General features: G+C 63.5%; 15 protein-coding genes. 14 read left to right on the plus strand and 1 reads right to left on the minus strand.

Annotation, left to right across the window (positions count from 1 at the left end; all coding sequences use genetic code 11):
* Positions 1–170 precede the first annotated feature (170 nt).
* From frr to lpxB, 12 genes are all read left to right on the plus strand, one after another.
* Positions 171–734 (plus strand): ribosome recycling factor, encoded by a 564-nt coding sequence (gene frr, locus KUV26_RS01805; protein ID WP_222502422.1) that lies wholly within the window; start codon positions 171–173, stop codon positions 732–734.
* A 9-nt stretch (positions 735–743) separates the two neighbouring features.
* Positions 744–1,502, plus strand: a complete 759-nt coding sequence (locus KUV26_RS01810; protein WP_222502423.1) for an isoprenyl transferase — start codon at positions 744–746, stop codon at positions 1,500–1,502.
* A complete protein-coding gene (locus KUV26_RS01815) occupies positions 1,499–2,275 on the plus strand; it encodes a phosphatidate cytidylyltransferase (protein ID WP_222507123.1) in 777 nt (258 codons plus the stop codon). The genes KUV26_RS01810 and KUV26_RS01815 overlap by 4 nt, the downstream gene beginning before the upstream one ends.
* A gap of 16 nt (positions 2,276–2,291) precedes the next feature.
* The gene (gene dxr, locus KUV26_RS01820) at positions 2,292–3,464 is read left to right on the plus strand and encodes a 1-deoxy-D-xylulose-5-phosphate reductoisomerase (protein WP_222502425.1); all 1,173 of its coding nucleotides are present in this window, start codon (positions 2,292–2,294) and stop codon (positions 3,462–3,464) included.
* A gap of 4 nt (positions 3,465–3,468) precedes the next feature.
* On the plus strand, positions 3,469–4,818 hold the full coding sequence (rseP, locus tag KUV26_RS01825) for an RIP metalloprotease RseP (RefSeq protein ID WP_222502426.1): 1,350 nt from the start codon (positions 3,469–3,471) through the stop codon (positions 4,816–4,818).
* 143 nt (positions 4,819–4,961) lie between these two features.
* On the plus strand, positions 4,962–5,087 hold the full coding sequence (locus KUV26_RS23525) for a hypothetical protein (RefSeq protein WP_261398491.1): 126 nt from the start codon (positions 4,962–4,964) through the stop codon (positions 5,085–5,087).
* Positions 5,088–5,214: 127 nt separating this feature from the next.
* Positions 5,215–7,617 carry an outer membrane protein assembly factor BamA gene (gene bamA / locus KUV26_RS01830; RefSeq protein ID WP_222507124.1) on the plus strand — a complete coding sequence of 801 codons (2,403 nt, stop codon included), beginning with the start codon at positions 5,215–5,217 and terminating at the stop codon, positions 7,615–7,617.
* A 55-nt stretch (positions 7,618–7,672) separates the two neighbouring features.
* Positions 7,673–8,227: an OmpH family outer membrane protein gene (locus KUV26_RS01835; RefSeq protein WP_409996938.1), complete on the plus strand. Its 555-nt coding sequence runs from the start codon at positions 7,673–7,675 to the stop codon at positions 8,225–8,227.
* 75 nt (positions 8,228–8,302) lie between these two features.
* Positions 8,303–8,770: a 3-hydroxyacyl-ACP dehydratase FabZ gene (gene fabZ, locus KUV26_RS01840; protein ID WP_222507126.1), complete on the plus strand. Its 468-nt coding sequence runs from the start codon at positions 8,303–8,305 to the stop codon at positions 8,768–8,770.
* Between the two features lie 2 nt (positions 8,771–8,772).
* Positions 8,773–9,558 carry an acyl-ACP--UDP-N-acetylglucosamine O-acyltransferase gene (lpxA, locus tag KUV26_RS01845; RefSeq protein ID WP_222507127.1) on the plus strand — a complete coding sequence of 262 codons (786 nt, stop codon included), beginning with the start codon at positions 8,773–8,775 and terminating at the stop codon, positions 9,556–9,558.
* 4 nt (positions 9,559–9,562) lie between these two features.
* Complete coding sequence (locus KUV26_RS01850) at positions 9,563–10,351, plus strand: LpxI family protein (RefSeq protein WP_222507128.1); 789 nt, start codon at positions 9,563–9,565, stop codon at positions 10,349–10,351.
* Entirely contained in the window at positions 10,348–11,514 is a 1,167-nt protein-coding gene (gene lpxB, locus KUV26_RS01855; RefSeq protein ID WP_222507129.1) for a lipid-A-disaccharide synthase, read from the plus strand. The genes KUV26_RS01850 and lpxB overlap by 4 nt, the downstream gene beginning before the upstream one ends.
* Before the next feature lie 269 nt (positions 11,515–11,783).
* On the opposite strand, the gene mnmA is transcribed toward lpxB, so the two are convergent.
* Positions 11,784–12,929 (minus strand): tRNA 2-thiouridine(34) synthase MnmA, encoded by a 1,146-nt coding sequence (mnmA, locus tag KUV26_RS01860; RefSeq protein WP_222507130.1) that lies wholly within the window; start codon positions 12,927–12,929, stop codon positions 11,784–11,786.
* A gap of 148 nt (positions 12,930–13,077) precedes the next feature.
* Here mnmA and KUV26_RS01865 point away from each other — a divergent pair, with 148 nt between their 5' ends.
* Complete coding sequence (locus KUV26_RS01865) at positions 13,078–13,365, plus strand: DUF1153 domain-containing protein (RefSeq protein ID WP_019296169.1); 288 nt, start codon at positions 13,078–13,080, stop codon at positions 13,363–13,365.
* A gap of 117 nt (positions 13,366–13,482) precedes the next feature.
* A complete protein-coding gene (gene ctrA, locus KUV26_RS01870; protein ID WP_222502434.1) occupies positions 13,483–14,202 on the plus strand; it encodes a response regulator transcription factor CtrA in 720 nt (239 codons plus the stop codon).
* The last annotated feature ends 141 nt before the right edge of the window (positions 14,203–14,343 follow it).

Genomic DNA, 14,343 nt, shown 5'->3' on the forward strand with positions numbered 1-14,343 from the left:
AGGCCGTGAATTACGCCGCTGGCAGGCTAGATCTTGCTGCACGGGGGCTGGGACCGGGAGCGGGTCAGCCTTTGCGGCGGCGGCAAATCCTCCGCAACATCGCTATACATCAGCCTTCCAATGGCTTATGAGCCAATGGAAGACCGCCTCAGATAAGGGGAGAGAGCAGCATGTCTGATGATTTTGAACTGGATACCGACGATCTGAAACGCCGCATGGACGGCGCCATGGCCAACCTGCGCACCGAATTCGCGTCGCTGCGGACCGGCCGGGCTTCGGCTTCGATGCTGGAGCCGGTGATGGTGGACGCCTACGGCTCGCCGACGCCGATCAACCAGGTTGGCACCGTGAACGTGCCGGAGCCGCGGATGGTCACCATCAACGTCTGGGACAAGGCGCTGGTGGGCAAAGTGGAAAAGGCGATCCGCGAATCCGGCCTTGGCATCAACCCGCAGCTCAACGGCACCATCATCATGCTGCCGATCCCGGAGCTGAACGAAGAGCGCCGCCGCGAGCTGGGCAAGGTTGCCGGCCAGTACGCCGAGCACGCCCGCGTGTCGATCCGCAACGTCCGCCGCGACGGCATGGACCAGATCAAGAAGGCCAAGGCCGACGGCATGTCGGAAGACGATCAGAAGTTCTGGGAAGCCGAAGTGCAGGAGCTGACCGACAAGATGATCAAAGCGGTGGACGAGGCGCTTGAGACCAAGCAAGCCGAGATCATGCAGGTCTGACGGCGCAGAATGCCGGGAGACGCAAATCCGCAAGTGAGTGCTGCCGGAGAAGCTCCGGCGGCCCGCTCCGGCCCGCGCCATGTGGCCATCATCATGGACGGCAACGGCCGCTGGGCGCAGGCCCGCGGGCGGCCGCGGCTGTTCGGCCACCATGCCGGCGCGCGCCGGGTCCGTGAAGTTGTCGAGTGCTGCCCAGGTCTGGGCGTGGAATACCTGACCATTTTTGCCTTCTCGACCGAGAACTGGAAGCGCACACAGACCGAAGTTGCCGGTTTGATGAGCCTGTTCCGCCGCTATATATCCAAGGAAATGAATGCCTTGGCGGAAAAGAACGTCCGGGTGCGCTTTATCGGCGACCGGGTGCGGCTGGACGCCAAGCTGATTGGGCTGATGGACAAGCTGGAGCGCAAGACCGAAGGCAACACCGGCACCCAGCTGACCATCGCGCTGAATTATGGCGGCCGCGACGAGGTGGCGCGCGCGACGAAACGGCTGGCGCGGGATGTCGCTGAAGGCCGGCTGGATCCCGACAAGGTCGACGAGGAAACCCTGCCGCGCTACCTGGATACTCATGTGCTGCCGGACCCGGACCTGGTGATCCGCACCAGCGGCGAAGCCCGGATCTCGAACTTCCTGCTGTGGCAGTCGGCCTATGCGGAGTATGAGTTCATCGACACGCTGTGGCCTGATTTCACTGGCGAAGAGCTGGAACGGCTGTGCAACAGCTACGGCCGCCGCGACCGCCGGTTCGGGGCCGTCAAGACATGAGCGCTGCCAGGGACCGGTGGGCGGATCTGCTGCCGCGGGCGGTGTCTGCGGCAGTGATGATTGCCGCGGGCGGTTATGCCGTCTGGGCTGGCGGGGCGGTCTTCAACGTGATGATCGCACTGTGCTGCGGCGGCATGGTTTGGGAGCTGGTGCGGATGGTCGCGCCGGGGCGGCGCGGCACGGCGTTGCAGCTGGGCGCTATCGCCGCTGTTGCGGTGTTTCTGGCGTCGCTGCTGCCAGCCCTTGGGGTGCTGCCGGTCCTGGCGGCGCCTGTGGCGGCCGGGTTCAGCCAGATCAGTGAACGGCGGCAGTATTTCACCGGTTTTGGCCTGTGGGTGTTGCTGGCGGGTTTCGGATTCATCTGGCTGCGCGGCCAGATGGGGGTGGCCTGGATGCTGTGGCTGATCGGCATTGTGGTGGTCACCGATGTGGCGGGGTATTTTGCGGGCAAGGCGATTGGCGGGCCGAAATTCTGGCCCCGCGTGAGCCCCAAGAAAACCTGGAGCGGCACCGCGTCCGGCTGGCTGGCCGCTGCTGTCGTGGGCGCGGTCTTTGCCGGGCAGATGGGGCTGGGGTACGGCATCGTTGTCCTGTCGGTTCTGCTGTCGATGGCCAGCCAGGCCGGCGATGTGGCGGAGAGTGCCTTGAAGCGCAAGATGGGCGTCAAGGATTCCAGCGCGCTTATTCCCGGCCATGGCGGGCTGCTGGACCGCTTTGACGGGATGCTGGGCGCCGCGGCCATGTTCCTGGCCGTAACCGTCTTCTGGGGATAACCAGGCAGGAAGAGACATGCGGAAAATTTCGATCTTCGGCGCCACCGGGTCGATTGGTCAGAACACCATCGACCTGATCCGCCGCGCGCCTGAGGCCTATGACGTGGTGGCCCTGACCGGCGGCGCCAATGTTGCGCGGCTGGCAGCGGATGCCGTTTCCTTGCGGGCGGATGTGGCTGTCACCGCCTTTGAGGACCGCCTGCCGGATCTGCGGGCAGCGCTGGATGGCTCCGGCGTGGAGGCAGCAGCGGGGCAGGCGGCGCTGGTGGAAGCGGCCGCGCGGCCTGCGGACTGGATCATGTCGGCGATCGTCGGTGCCGCGGGGCTTGCGCCCGGCCTGGAAGCGCTGAAGCATGGCACCACGCTGGCGCTGGCCAACAAGGAGTCGCTGGTCTGCGCAGGTCGGCTGCTGCTGGAAACCGCCCGGAACCACGGCGCCCGGCTGCTGCCGGTCGACAGTGAGCATTCGGCGGTGTTCCAGGGGCTGGTGGGCGAGGACATCGAGGCCGTGGAGCGGATCGTCATCACCGCATCCGGCGGCGCCTTCCGTGACTGGCCGCTGCAGGACTTGCCGAAGGCAAGCCTGGCGCAGGCGTCTTCGCACCCCAATTGGGACATGGGCCAGCGGATCACAATCGACAGCGCATCGATGTTCAACAAGGCGCTGGAAGTTATTGAAACCCGTGAATATTTCGGTGTCAGGCCGGAGCAGATCGAGGTGCTGGTGCACCCCGAGTCCCTGGTCCATGCACTGGTTGGTTTCAACGACGGCGCGCTGATGGCGCATCTCGGCGCTGCCGACATGCGCCATGCCATCGGCTACGCGCTGCACTGGCCGGCGCGCCAGACCCTGCCGGTGGAACGGCTGGACCTTGCCCGTATCGGCCAGCTGAATTTCCGCGCACCGGACCCGGCCCGCTACCCGGCGCTGCGCCAGGCCTATGAGGTGATGGAACGCGGCGGCCTGATGGGGGCGGCCTTCAATGCGGCCAAGGAACAGGCACTGGATGAGTTCATCGCCGGGCGCATCCGGTTCACCGATATGGCCGCCGTGACGGCCGCCGTGCTGGACCGGATCGAGGCGGAACGGGACCTCATTGATGCCGCAATGACACTTGATAATGTGACCCGGGTTGACCATGTCGCCCGGCAACAGGCGGCGCGCGCCGCAGAAGAACGCATAGGGTAGATCTTTGGACGTACTTTCTTTTGTCCCGCAGTTCGGCGGTTTTCTGTATACAATCGCCAGCTTTGTCATTGCTCTGTCAGTGATCGTGGCGGTGCATGAATACGGCCATTACATCGTCGGGCGCTGGTCCGGCATCCACGCAGAGGTGTTCTCGCTTGGATTTGGCCCCGTGCTGTGGAGCCGGATGGACAAACGCGGCACCCGCTGGCAGGTGGCCGCGCTGCCCTTTGGCGGCTATGTGAAATTCCTGGGTGATGCCGATGCGGCTTCCGGCAAGGATACTGAAGCGATGGAGGCCGCAGCAGCGGATCCGGCAGCGCTGCGCCGGACCATGCATGGCGCCCCCCTGTGGGCGCGGGCGTCAACGGTTGCGGCAGGACCGGTGTTCAACTTCGTGATGTCGGCCATTATTTTCACCGCTGTCGCCCTGTCGCAGGGGAACATGCGCGAACCCCTGACCATTGGCGATCTGGCGCCGCTGCCTGGGCTCGAGAACGGCTTGCAGCAGGGAGATGAGCTGATCACCGCTGGCGGCATTCCGGTGCCGAACTATCAGGACGGTGAAGCGTGGGAGGCATTCCGGACCGCGCTACCGCAGCAGCAGCCGCTGGAATACGCCGTGCGCCGCAACGGTGAAGAGGTCGTGGTCAACGGGCCGTACCTGTACCCGCCATTTGTGCACGGCGTGGTGCCGCGCAGCGCTGCAGCTGACGCCGGTCTGCAGCCGGATGATGTGATTGTCGCGGTAGATGGCACCCCGCTGGTGTCTTTCGAGCAACTGAAAGACCTGGTTGAGGCCGCTGACGGCAAAGTGCTGGTGCTGGACGTCTGGCGCGGCGGTGAAACCGTCGAAATGGCGCTGGCGCCGCGCCGTACCGATGAGCCTTTGCCGGATGGCGGCTTTGCCACCCGCTGGCGGATCGGGATCGTGGGCGGGCTGGCCTTTTCCCCGGCGACTGAGGCTGCGGGGTTCGGCGAAGCGGTTGCCGCGGGCACCTATCAGGTGTGGGCCGTGGTGGAAACCTCGCTGTCGGGCTTGAAGCACATGATCACCGGCGCGATCAGCACTTGCAACCTGTCGGGGCCGATCGGCATCGCCGAAACTTCCGGCGCAATGGCGAGCCAGGGGGCCGAGAGCTTTATCCGCTTCATTGCGGTTCTGTCGACCGCAGTAGGCCTGCTGAACCTGTTCCCGGTTCCGGCATTGGACGGCGGCCACCTGATGTTTTACGCCTATGAGGCGGTCGCGGGCCGTCCGCCCAGCGACCGGGCGGTGAGGGTTCTGATGACCTTTGGCATCGCCGTGGTTCTGTCGCTGATGGTGTTTGCCCTCGGGAATGACCTGTTCTGCTGAGCTGATCCGGCTGCACCGGAGACAAAGGGCGGCCACAGTGCCGCCCAAGTGCTGCCACATTCGCCCGTTAACTTTTTCTCAATCCGTCGGCTGCGCGCGCATCGCGCCTGCCGTCGGATGGGTGAAGAACTGGGGGATATCCGATGCACACACTCTCGCGATCCTACCGCGGCCTAGGACTCTTGGTGCGGCTGAACTGGGACCGGGCTTTGACCGGTTTCGTCATTCTGGGCGCGCTGACCGCCGGCGCCTGGCTCGCCACCTTGTGATTCCCGGCGCCGGTGCGCCCGCCCGCTGCGCCGGAAGCCCTCAAGTTGCGCTCTAGTTGGTTTTGACAAGCGCTTTCAAACCCGGTACGCACGTCGCAAAGCTGCTATAAAAATCGGGTTCTGAAAAATGGTTTGGGGGAAAATCACAGGCAAGTCCTGTGTCGAGCGCAAGTCGGGCATCAATATCTTGTACCGGAAAGTTTCTGCTATTTCTCTGGCAGTTGCACTGGGTTACGCGCTGGCGCCGCTGCCGGCGGAGGCGCAGAGCTACCGGTTCAATTCGGTGCAGGTCGAGGGCAACCAGCGCATTCAAACGTCCACTGTTGTCGCCTACACCGGGATCGAGCGCGGCCAGACCGTCAGCGCGGGCGAGCTGAACGATGCCTACCAGCGTATTCTTGACAGTGGCGTATTTGAAACAGTGGAAATCGTGCCGCGCGGCAGCACGCTGGTGATCAAGGTCACCGAGTTCCCGACCATCAATCAGATCAGTTTCGAGGGCAACAAACGCCTCAAGGACGATGCGCTGGACCAGATCATCGAATCTGCCCCGCGCCGGGTGTTCAACCCCACCCAGGCAGAGCGGGACGCCGCGGCGATTGCCGAAGCCTACAGCGTGCAAGGGCGCCTGGCCTCGCGCGTGACGCCGCGCATCATCCGCCGCAGCAACAACCGCGTCGATCTGGTGTTCGAGATTTCCGAAGGCGACACCATTGAGGTGGAGCGTGTCTCCTTCACCGGCAACCGGGTTTATTCCGACCGCCGCCTGCGCCGGGTTCTGGAAACCAAACAGGCGGGCCTGCTGCGCGGCTTCATCCGGTCCGACACTCTGATCGAAGACCGTCTGGAATTCGACAAGCAGGTGCTGCGCGACTTCTATCTGTCACGCGGCTACGTTGATTTCCGGGTGAACAGCGCCAACGCGGAAGTGACCGAGGAACGGGATGCCGTGTTCCTGGTCGTAGATGTGACCGAAGGCCAGCAGTTCAAATTCGGCAACATCACCGTCACCAGCGAGATGCCGGAAGCGGACGCGGACCTTTTCGCTTCCACCCTCAAAATCAAACCGGGGGTGACATACACGCCGACTCTGGTCGAAAATGCGATTGATCGCATGGAAGGCCTGGCGGTTCGCAATGAAATTGACTTCCTGCGGGTTGAGCCGCGGGTCACCCGCAACGACCGTGACCTGACGCTGGATATCGAATTCGTGCTGACGCGCGGCCCGCGCGTCTTTGTCGAGCGGATCGATATCGAAGGCAATACCACCACGCTGGACCGGGTTGTCCGCCAGCAGTTCCAGTCTGTCGAGGGCGACCCCTTCAACCCGCGCTCCATCCGCAACAGCGCTGAGCGGATCCGCGCCTTGGGCTTTTTCGCCAATGCGGATGTCGAGACCCGCGAAGGCAGCTCTGCCGATCAGGTGATCGTCGACGTGGACGTTGAGGAACAGCCGACCGGCTCGTTGAACCTGGGCGGTGCATACTCGGTCACCGACGGCTTTGGTTTGAGCATCGGCCTGACCGAAAACAACTTCCTGGGCCGGGGCCAGCGGCTGTCGCTGAACATCGCAACCGCGACCGAATCCGATTCCTATGTGCTGGGCTTCACCGAGCCCTACCTGCTGGGCCGGAAGCTTCGGTTTGACCTTGACCTGGGATTGAACGAAACCGACTCCAGCTTCTCGGAGTACAAGACCAAGCGTGTCTTCTTCCAGCCTGCTCTGACGTTCGATACCGGCGAGGATACCTCGCTGCAGGTCCGCTACACTTGGGATGCGGACGAGATGCTGTTTGATGACGACGACACCAACCAGAACCTGGCAGGCCCGGTGGTTCGGAGAGAAATCGGGCAGGGGGAACGGAACGCCAGCGCGATCGGTTTCACCTACCGCTATGACAGCCGCTTGACAGGTCTTGATCCGACCGCCGGCTTCCTGGTCGAACTTGGCGCTGACTATGCCGGGATCGGCGGAGATTCCGAGTACATCAAGACAACGGCGAAACTGGTTGCCCAGAAGCAGATCCTGAACGAGGAAGTGACCCTTCGCGCCACTGTGGAAGCGGGGGCATTCCAATGGCAAGGCAGCGGTTTCAGCCGTTCGATCGACCGCTTCGTCCTGACGCCTTCGGTTCTCCGCGGCTTCGAACCCGGTGGTATCGGCCCGCGTGACCAAAGCGGCGGCCACCCGAACGGCGGCAACTATAATGACTTCCTGGGCGGCAATTACTATGCCGTCGCACGGTTCGAAGCTGAGTTCCCGCTCGGCCTGCCCGAAGAACTGGGCATGCGCGGCGGCCTGTTCTATGACGTAGGCAGCCTTTGGGGGCTGCAGGATGTTGACATCGCAGGGGTAAACACCGGGAACGGTATTGTTGGCGGGGGCAGATCCTTCCGCCACGTTGTCGGCGTTTCGCTGCTGTGGACTACCGGGTTCGGCCCGTTGCGCTTCAACTTCTCCAAAGCCCTCAAGAAAGAGGACTTCGACGAAGAGCAGAGCTTTGACCTGACCCTGCAGGCGAGGTTCTGATCTGTTGCGGAAGGCTAAGCCTGGTCTCTGGTCTGCGCTAGGGCTTGCCCTGGCGCTGTCCTGCACCGGCGCATTGTCTCTGCGCGCGCAAGAGATCCCGGCGATCGGCGGGGCTGATTTCCAGCTGGGGCTGCCGCAAAGCGGCATCCTCACCATCCAGCCCGACCGGTTGTTTTCCGAAAGTGCCTTCGGCCGCCGGGCCGAGCGCGAGATCGAAGCCGAAGGCGCGGTGCTGACCGCGGAGAACCGGCGGATTGAAGCGGAATTGCGCAGCGAAGAGCTGGAACTGACCGAACGGCGCAGCGAAATGGAACCGGAGGCGTTCCGTGCACTGGCAGATGCCTTCGATCAGAAAGTGCAGGAAACACGCCGCCGCCAGGATCAGAAGCTGCGTGAAATCACCCAGATGGGGGAAGAAGCCCGGAGGGAGTTCATCAAGGCGTCGCTGCCGGTGCTGCAGCAGATTATGCAGGAAGCCGGCGCTGGCGCGATCCTGGATCACTCTTCTGTCTTTCTGAGCGCCGAGGCCGCTGATATCACATCCCTGGCAATTGCCCGTATCGACGCTGTTCTGGGCGATGGTGCTGCGGATGAGGATGGCGAGCGCTGAGCGCGCGAACTTGCCCAACAGCTGTCCTCTTGCTAGGGACAGCGCAGTAATTCTGACGCAAATGGGAAACCAAGCATGACCACTGAGCTGCAAAGCGCTGACATTCAACTGATCCAGCGGATCCTGCCGCACCGCTATCCGTTCCTGCTGGTGGACAAAGTGGTCGATATCGACAGCTACAAGTCGGCGCGCGGCATCAAGAATGTCACCATGAACGAGCCGCACTTCCAAGGCCATTTCCCGGGCACCCCGATCATGCCGGGCGTCACCATTATTGAGGCGATGGCGCAGACCGCGGGGGTGATGCTGGGCGTCGGCATGGACATGGTCGACACTGATCTGCTGATATATTTCATGAACATCGACAAGTGCAAATTCCGCCGCAAGGTGGTGCCGGGCGATGTGCTGGAGATGCATGTGGAAACCCTGCGCGGCAAGCCGGGCGGCAAGATCTTCAAGTTCTCCGGACGCGCTACCGTTGATGGCGAAGTGGCGGCGGAGGCCGAATTCTCGGCCATGGTCGACGTGCAGAAGGACGATTGAGAATGAGCCGGATTCACCCCAGTGCCGTGATCGAAGAGGGCGCCAAGCTTGGAAAGGACTGCGAAATCGGCCCGTTCTGCGTGGTTGGCCCCGAAGTGGTGCTGGGGGACCGGGTTGTTCTGAAATCCCATGTCGTCGTGACCGGTGATACGGAAATCGGCGACGAAACCGTGGTCTTCCCCTTTGCCGTGCTGGGCGAAATCCCGCAGGACCTGAAGTTCAAGGGCGAAAAGTGCAAGACCGTGATCGGCAAGCGCAACCGCATCCGAGAGCATGTGACGGTGAATGCTGGCACCGAGGGCGGCGGCGGCCTGACCCGCATCGGCGATGACGGCTTGTTCATGGCAGGCTGCCACATCGCCCATGACGCTCAGGTGGGCGACCGGGTGATCGTTGTGAACTCCGCCGCGGTGGCAGGCCACTGCGTGCTGGAAGACGATGTGATCATCGGCGGCCTGTCGGGCATCCACCAGTGGGTGCGCATCGGCAAGGGCGCGATCATTGGTGCTGTCACCATGGTCACCAATGACGTGATCCCCTATGGCCTGGTGCAGGCGCAGCGCGGCGAGCTGGACGGGCTGAACCTTGTGGGCCTCAAGCGCCGCGGCGTGGCGCGCAGCGACATCACGGCATTGCGCGCGGCGTTCCAGATGCTTGCTCAGGGCGAGGGCACTTTTCAGGAACGCGCCAAGCGGCTTGGCGAAGAGACCGAAAGCCAGTACGTGCAGGAAATCGTTGCCTTTATCACCGGTGTAAGCGACCGCTCTTTCCTGACTCCTGGAGGTTAACCGCATGCTGGCTGTGATTGCAGGCTCCGGCGCGCTGCCGGCCGAAGTAGCGGCGCGGGCGCCGGGCCGTCCATTGATCTGTGCGATGGCGGGGGCGGAGCCGGATATGGTCGATCCCGAGATCACCTTCCGTTTTGAACAGCTCGGCACCTTTCTTGAGCGGCTGAAGGCGGCCGATGTGACCGAGATATGCATGGCTGGGGCAGTGCGCCGCCCGCAAATAGATCCCTCTGCTATCGACGCTGAAACATTGCCGCTGGTGCCGGTGCTGCAAGCCGCCCTGGCCGCAGGAGACGACGGTGCCCTGCGGGCCATCATCGGAATTTTCGAGCAGGCAGGCTTCGCCGTCCGCGCCGCCCATGAGGTGGCGCCGGATCTGCTGATGGCCGCGGGCGTTCCGACAAAGGTGCAGCCGGGCGAGCTGGACAAGACGGACGCTGAACGCGGCGCGGAAATCGTGGCCGCGATGTGTGCAGCAGACATTGGCCAGTCCTGCGCCGTGCGCAAGCGGCAGGCGATTGCGGTCGAGAACCTGTTTGGCACCGACTGGATGCTGAAGGCACTGCAGCAGCGTCCGGACGGGCAGGGCGGCCTGTTGTTCAAGGCGCCGAAGCCTGCGCAGGACCGCCGGGCTGACCTGCCAACGATCGGTGTGGAGACCGTGGAAGCCGCGGCCAGGGCCGGGCTGTCCGGCATCGTGCTGGAGGCAGGCGGGGTCATCGTTCTGGATCAGGACGCGGTGATTGCAGCTTGCGACCGGCTGGGACTGTTTCTCTGGCTGCGGGAGGCATGAGCCTGCGGATCTTCATCCTGGCGGGCGAGCCTTCGGGCGACCGGCTTGGCGGCGCGCTGATGGCGGGCTTGAAGCAGCTGGCACCTGGTGTGAGCTTTGATGGCGTCGGCGGCGCGCTGATGGCGGAGCAGGGGCTGGTCTCGCGCTTTCCAATGGATGAGCTCTCGGTGATGGGGCTGGCGGAGGTGCTGCCCAAATACCGCCATCTGAAGCGCCGGATCCGGGAAACGGCAGAGGCCGTCCTTGAGACAAGGCCGGACGTTCTGATCACCATCGACAGCCCGGATTTCTCCCTGCGTGTTGCGCGGCTGGTTAAGGAACAAAGCGGCGTCCGCACCGTCCACTATGTGGCGCCCTCGGTCTGGGCCTGGCGGCCCAAGCGGGCTGCGAGGATGGCCGAAGTGATCGACCATGTGCTGGCGCTGCTGCCGTTCGAGCCGCCCTATATGGAAGCGGCAGGCATGGCCTGTGATTTTGTCGGCCACCCGGTGGTTGCCGAGCCGCAGGCCACGCAAGCAGAAATTGCCGCCTTCCGGGAAGAATTCGATCTGGGCCAGTCGCCTTTCGTGCTGGCGCTGCCCGGCTCGAGGCGGTCGGAAGTGTCGCGGCTGGCGCCGGATTTCGGCGGCGCGCTGCAGCGGTTCACGGCGGCGCACCCGGAGTACCGTATCGTCGTGCCCGCTGCCGCGCCGGTGGCCGGACTGGTGCAGGACGCTTTGCAAAACTGGCCCGTGGGTACGGTTCTGGTCGATCCGAACCGGTTCGATCCCGCCACTACAAGGGCGCACAAGCGTGCCGCCTTTGCTGCGGCGGATCTGGCGCTGGCCGCCTCCGGCACCGTGTCGCTGGAGCTGGCCGCCGCCCGCACCCCGATGGTGATTGCCTACAAGTTTCAGTGGCTGACCTGGCAGATCATGAAGCGCATGGCGCTGATCGACACGGTGACGCTGGTCAACCTGGTGAGCGAGAGCCGTGTGGTGCCGGAATGCCTGGGGCCGGAGTGCACGCCAGAGGCCATTGCCGCCCGGCTGAACGCGCTGGCAGTGAACCCGAGCGCACAACTGGACGCGATGGAACTGACAATGGAGCGCCTTGGACAAGGCGGCGAAGAACCCGGGCTGTGCGCAGCGCGTGCGGTTCTGGACCGCCTGCCCGGGCGTTAAGGCAGAAGCGCGCCGGAGGCTGGAGCCTCCGGCGCGCGGCTTCTGGTGGCGCGGGCGCTGGCGCACCCGCGCGGAGCTTGCCGCACTGTTGCCGCGGAACACCAATGGTGGGCGCAAGACGCTGTTTTGGAGAGTATTTTTCTGAGAAGCGCCTAAGGGCAGGTCTGCCCTCAGGCGCCAATCCGATTTTGGTTTGAAGGTGCCGCGTCAAGGACAAGCCGCGCGTGCCGCGCGGAGGCTGCGCCTTCCTTGGCCCGGCGGGGAGGGGATCAGTATCCGCGCCAGATCCAGCCGCCGCCGAAGATGCGGGAGCCTTCGCTGGCATAGAACACGCAGGCCTGGCCGGGGGAGACGCCTTCCTCAGGGGTCAGCAGCTCAACCTCGGCGGTGGTGTCGCTGAGCGGCCGGATGATTGCCTCGCGCGGGGGGCGGGTGGAGCGGACCTTGACCTTCAGATGCCATTCCTCGCGAGAGGTGAACGGCTCATCGCCCAGCCAGTTGATCTCGCGCACCGGGATGGTGCGGGTTGCCAGCAGCTCCTTGGGGCCGACGACCACCTGCTTCTTGTCCACATCGAGCTTCACCACATAGAGCGGCTCTGACAGGCCGCCGATGCCGAGGCCGCGGCGCTGGCCGATGGTGTAGTGGATGACGCCCTCGTGGCTGCCCAGAACGCGGCCGTCCGAGTGCACGATCTCGCCGGGTTCCGCTGCGCCGGGGCGCAGCTTCTCGATCACGCTGGCATAATCGCCATTGGGCACAAAGCAGATGTCCTGGCTGTCGGGCTTGTCCGCCACCGCCAGCCCGTACTGGGCCGCCATCTCGCGGGTGGCGTCCTTGGAGGGCAGGTGCCCCAGCGGGAAGCGCAGGTAATCCAGCTGCTCCGGCGTGGTGGAGAACAGGAAATAGCTCTGGTCGCGGTTCGCATCCTCGGCCGAGTGCAGTTCCGGCCCGTGTTCGCCCATCTTGCGCTGGATGTAATGGCCTGTTGCCATGCAGTCGGCCTCCAGATCCTTGGCCGTTTCCAGGAGGTCTTTGAACTTCACCCGCTCGTTGCAGCGGATGCAGGGAACAGGAGTAGCTCCCGCCAGATAGCTGTCTGCGAACTCGTCGATCACCGCATCCTTAAAAATGTTCTCATAATCCAGAACGTAGTGCGGGAAGCCGCGCTCCTCGGCGACTCGCCGCGCGTCGTGGATATCGATGCCGGCACAGCAGGCGCCCTTCTTGGCCAGCGCTGCGCCGTGGTCGTAAAGCTGCAGCGTGACACCCACCACGTCATAGCCCTGATCGGCCAAATATGCAGCGACAACAGAGCTGTCGACGCCGCCGGACATGGCCACCACCACCCGGGTCTCCGAGGGCGGCTTGGCAAAGCCGAGCGAGTTCAGTTCCGGGTCTTGGTCCAGCGCCATGGGGCAGCTCCTAAAGGCAAGGGGGCAGGCGCCGCAGAATATAGGAAAATCCTAAGGACTCTCAAGGGGCGTGGTTCACGCGCCGTTAAGCCTGTTCGGAAATTCTGGTGTCAGACCCCAACGAACAAGATCTTCAGAGGGAAGAAGAATGTTTTTGAAGAAAGTCGATGGCCCGCGGGCTGTCACCCTGCCGGACGGCACCATCATGACCCGGGCGGATCTGCCGCCGGAAACCACCAAGCGCTGGGTGGCCTCGCGCAAGGCGGCGGTTGTGCGCGGTGTGCTTTACGGGCTGCTTCCCCAGAAGGAAGCGATGCGCCGCTACGGCCTGAGCGAGGAGGAGTTCCGCAGCTGGGTCGCGGCGGTTGCCGACCATGGCGAAGAGGCCCTGAAAACCACACGCCTCAAGAAATTCCGCGACCAGGACGCAAAATAGAAAGCGCCGCCCTTGAGTTGTATTTGGAAATTAACCATCATGGTAACGAGGCATTAACTTTTTTCCACCAAGGTTAACGCGACCTGAGGGAAACAGTGTACAGGCGGAGAAAATAATATGCGCATTCTGCTGGTTGAGGATGATCCGACCACGGCAAAAAGCATCGAACTGATGCTGACCCATGCCAACCTGAACGTTTACACGACGGATTTGGGGGAAGAAGGGATCGATCTGGCCAAACTTTATGACTACGACCTGATCCTGCTGGATCTGGGGCTGCCGGATATGAACGGCCATGAGGTGCTGCGCCAGCTGCGCATGTCCCGTATCGAAACACCGATCCTGATCCTGTCCGGTGCCGACGATACCGACAACAAGATCAAGGGCTTCGGCTTCGGGGCGGACGACTATCTGACCAAACCCTTCCACCGCGAGGAACTGGTGGCGCGGATCCATGCGATCATCCGCCGCTCCAAGGGCCATTCGCAGTCGATCATCAAGACCGGCAAGATCGCGGTCAACCTGGATGCCAAAACGGTGGAGGCCGGCGGCAAGGCGGTGCATCTGACCGGCAAGGAATACCAGATGCTGGAGCTTCTGTCGCTGCGCAAGGGCACGACGCTGACCAAGGAGATGTTCCTGAACCACCTCTATGGCGGCATGGACGAGCCGGAACTGAAGATTATCGACGTCTTCATCTGCAAGTTGCGCAAGAAACTCAGCAACGCAACGGACGGCGAAAACTATATCGAAACGGTTTGGGGCCGCGGCTATGTTCTGCGCGACCCGCAGGAGGATCATATGGCAGGCGGTCAGCGGATGGCTGTCGGCGCCTGAAAGGATGATCACCCGGGCGGCGCGTGAAACCGTGCCGCCGGTTGCAAAGACCTGCCTTCCGGCGGGTCTTTTCGTTTTTCTGCGCGTCCGGTGCGGACTGTCAGATGCGCTGGACGCGGCGCGCGCGGGGCCTTATCACCG

It is taken from the genome of Leisingera daeponensis (assembly GCF_019801465.1).
Taxonomy (GTDB): Bacteria; Pseudomonadota; Alphaproteobacteria; order Rhodobacterales; family Rhodobacteraceae; genus Leisingera; species Leisingera daeponensis_A.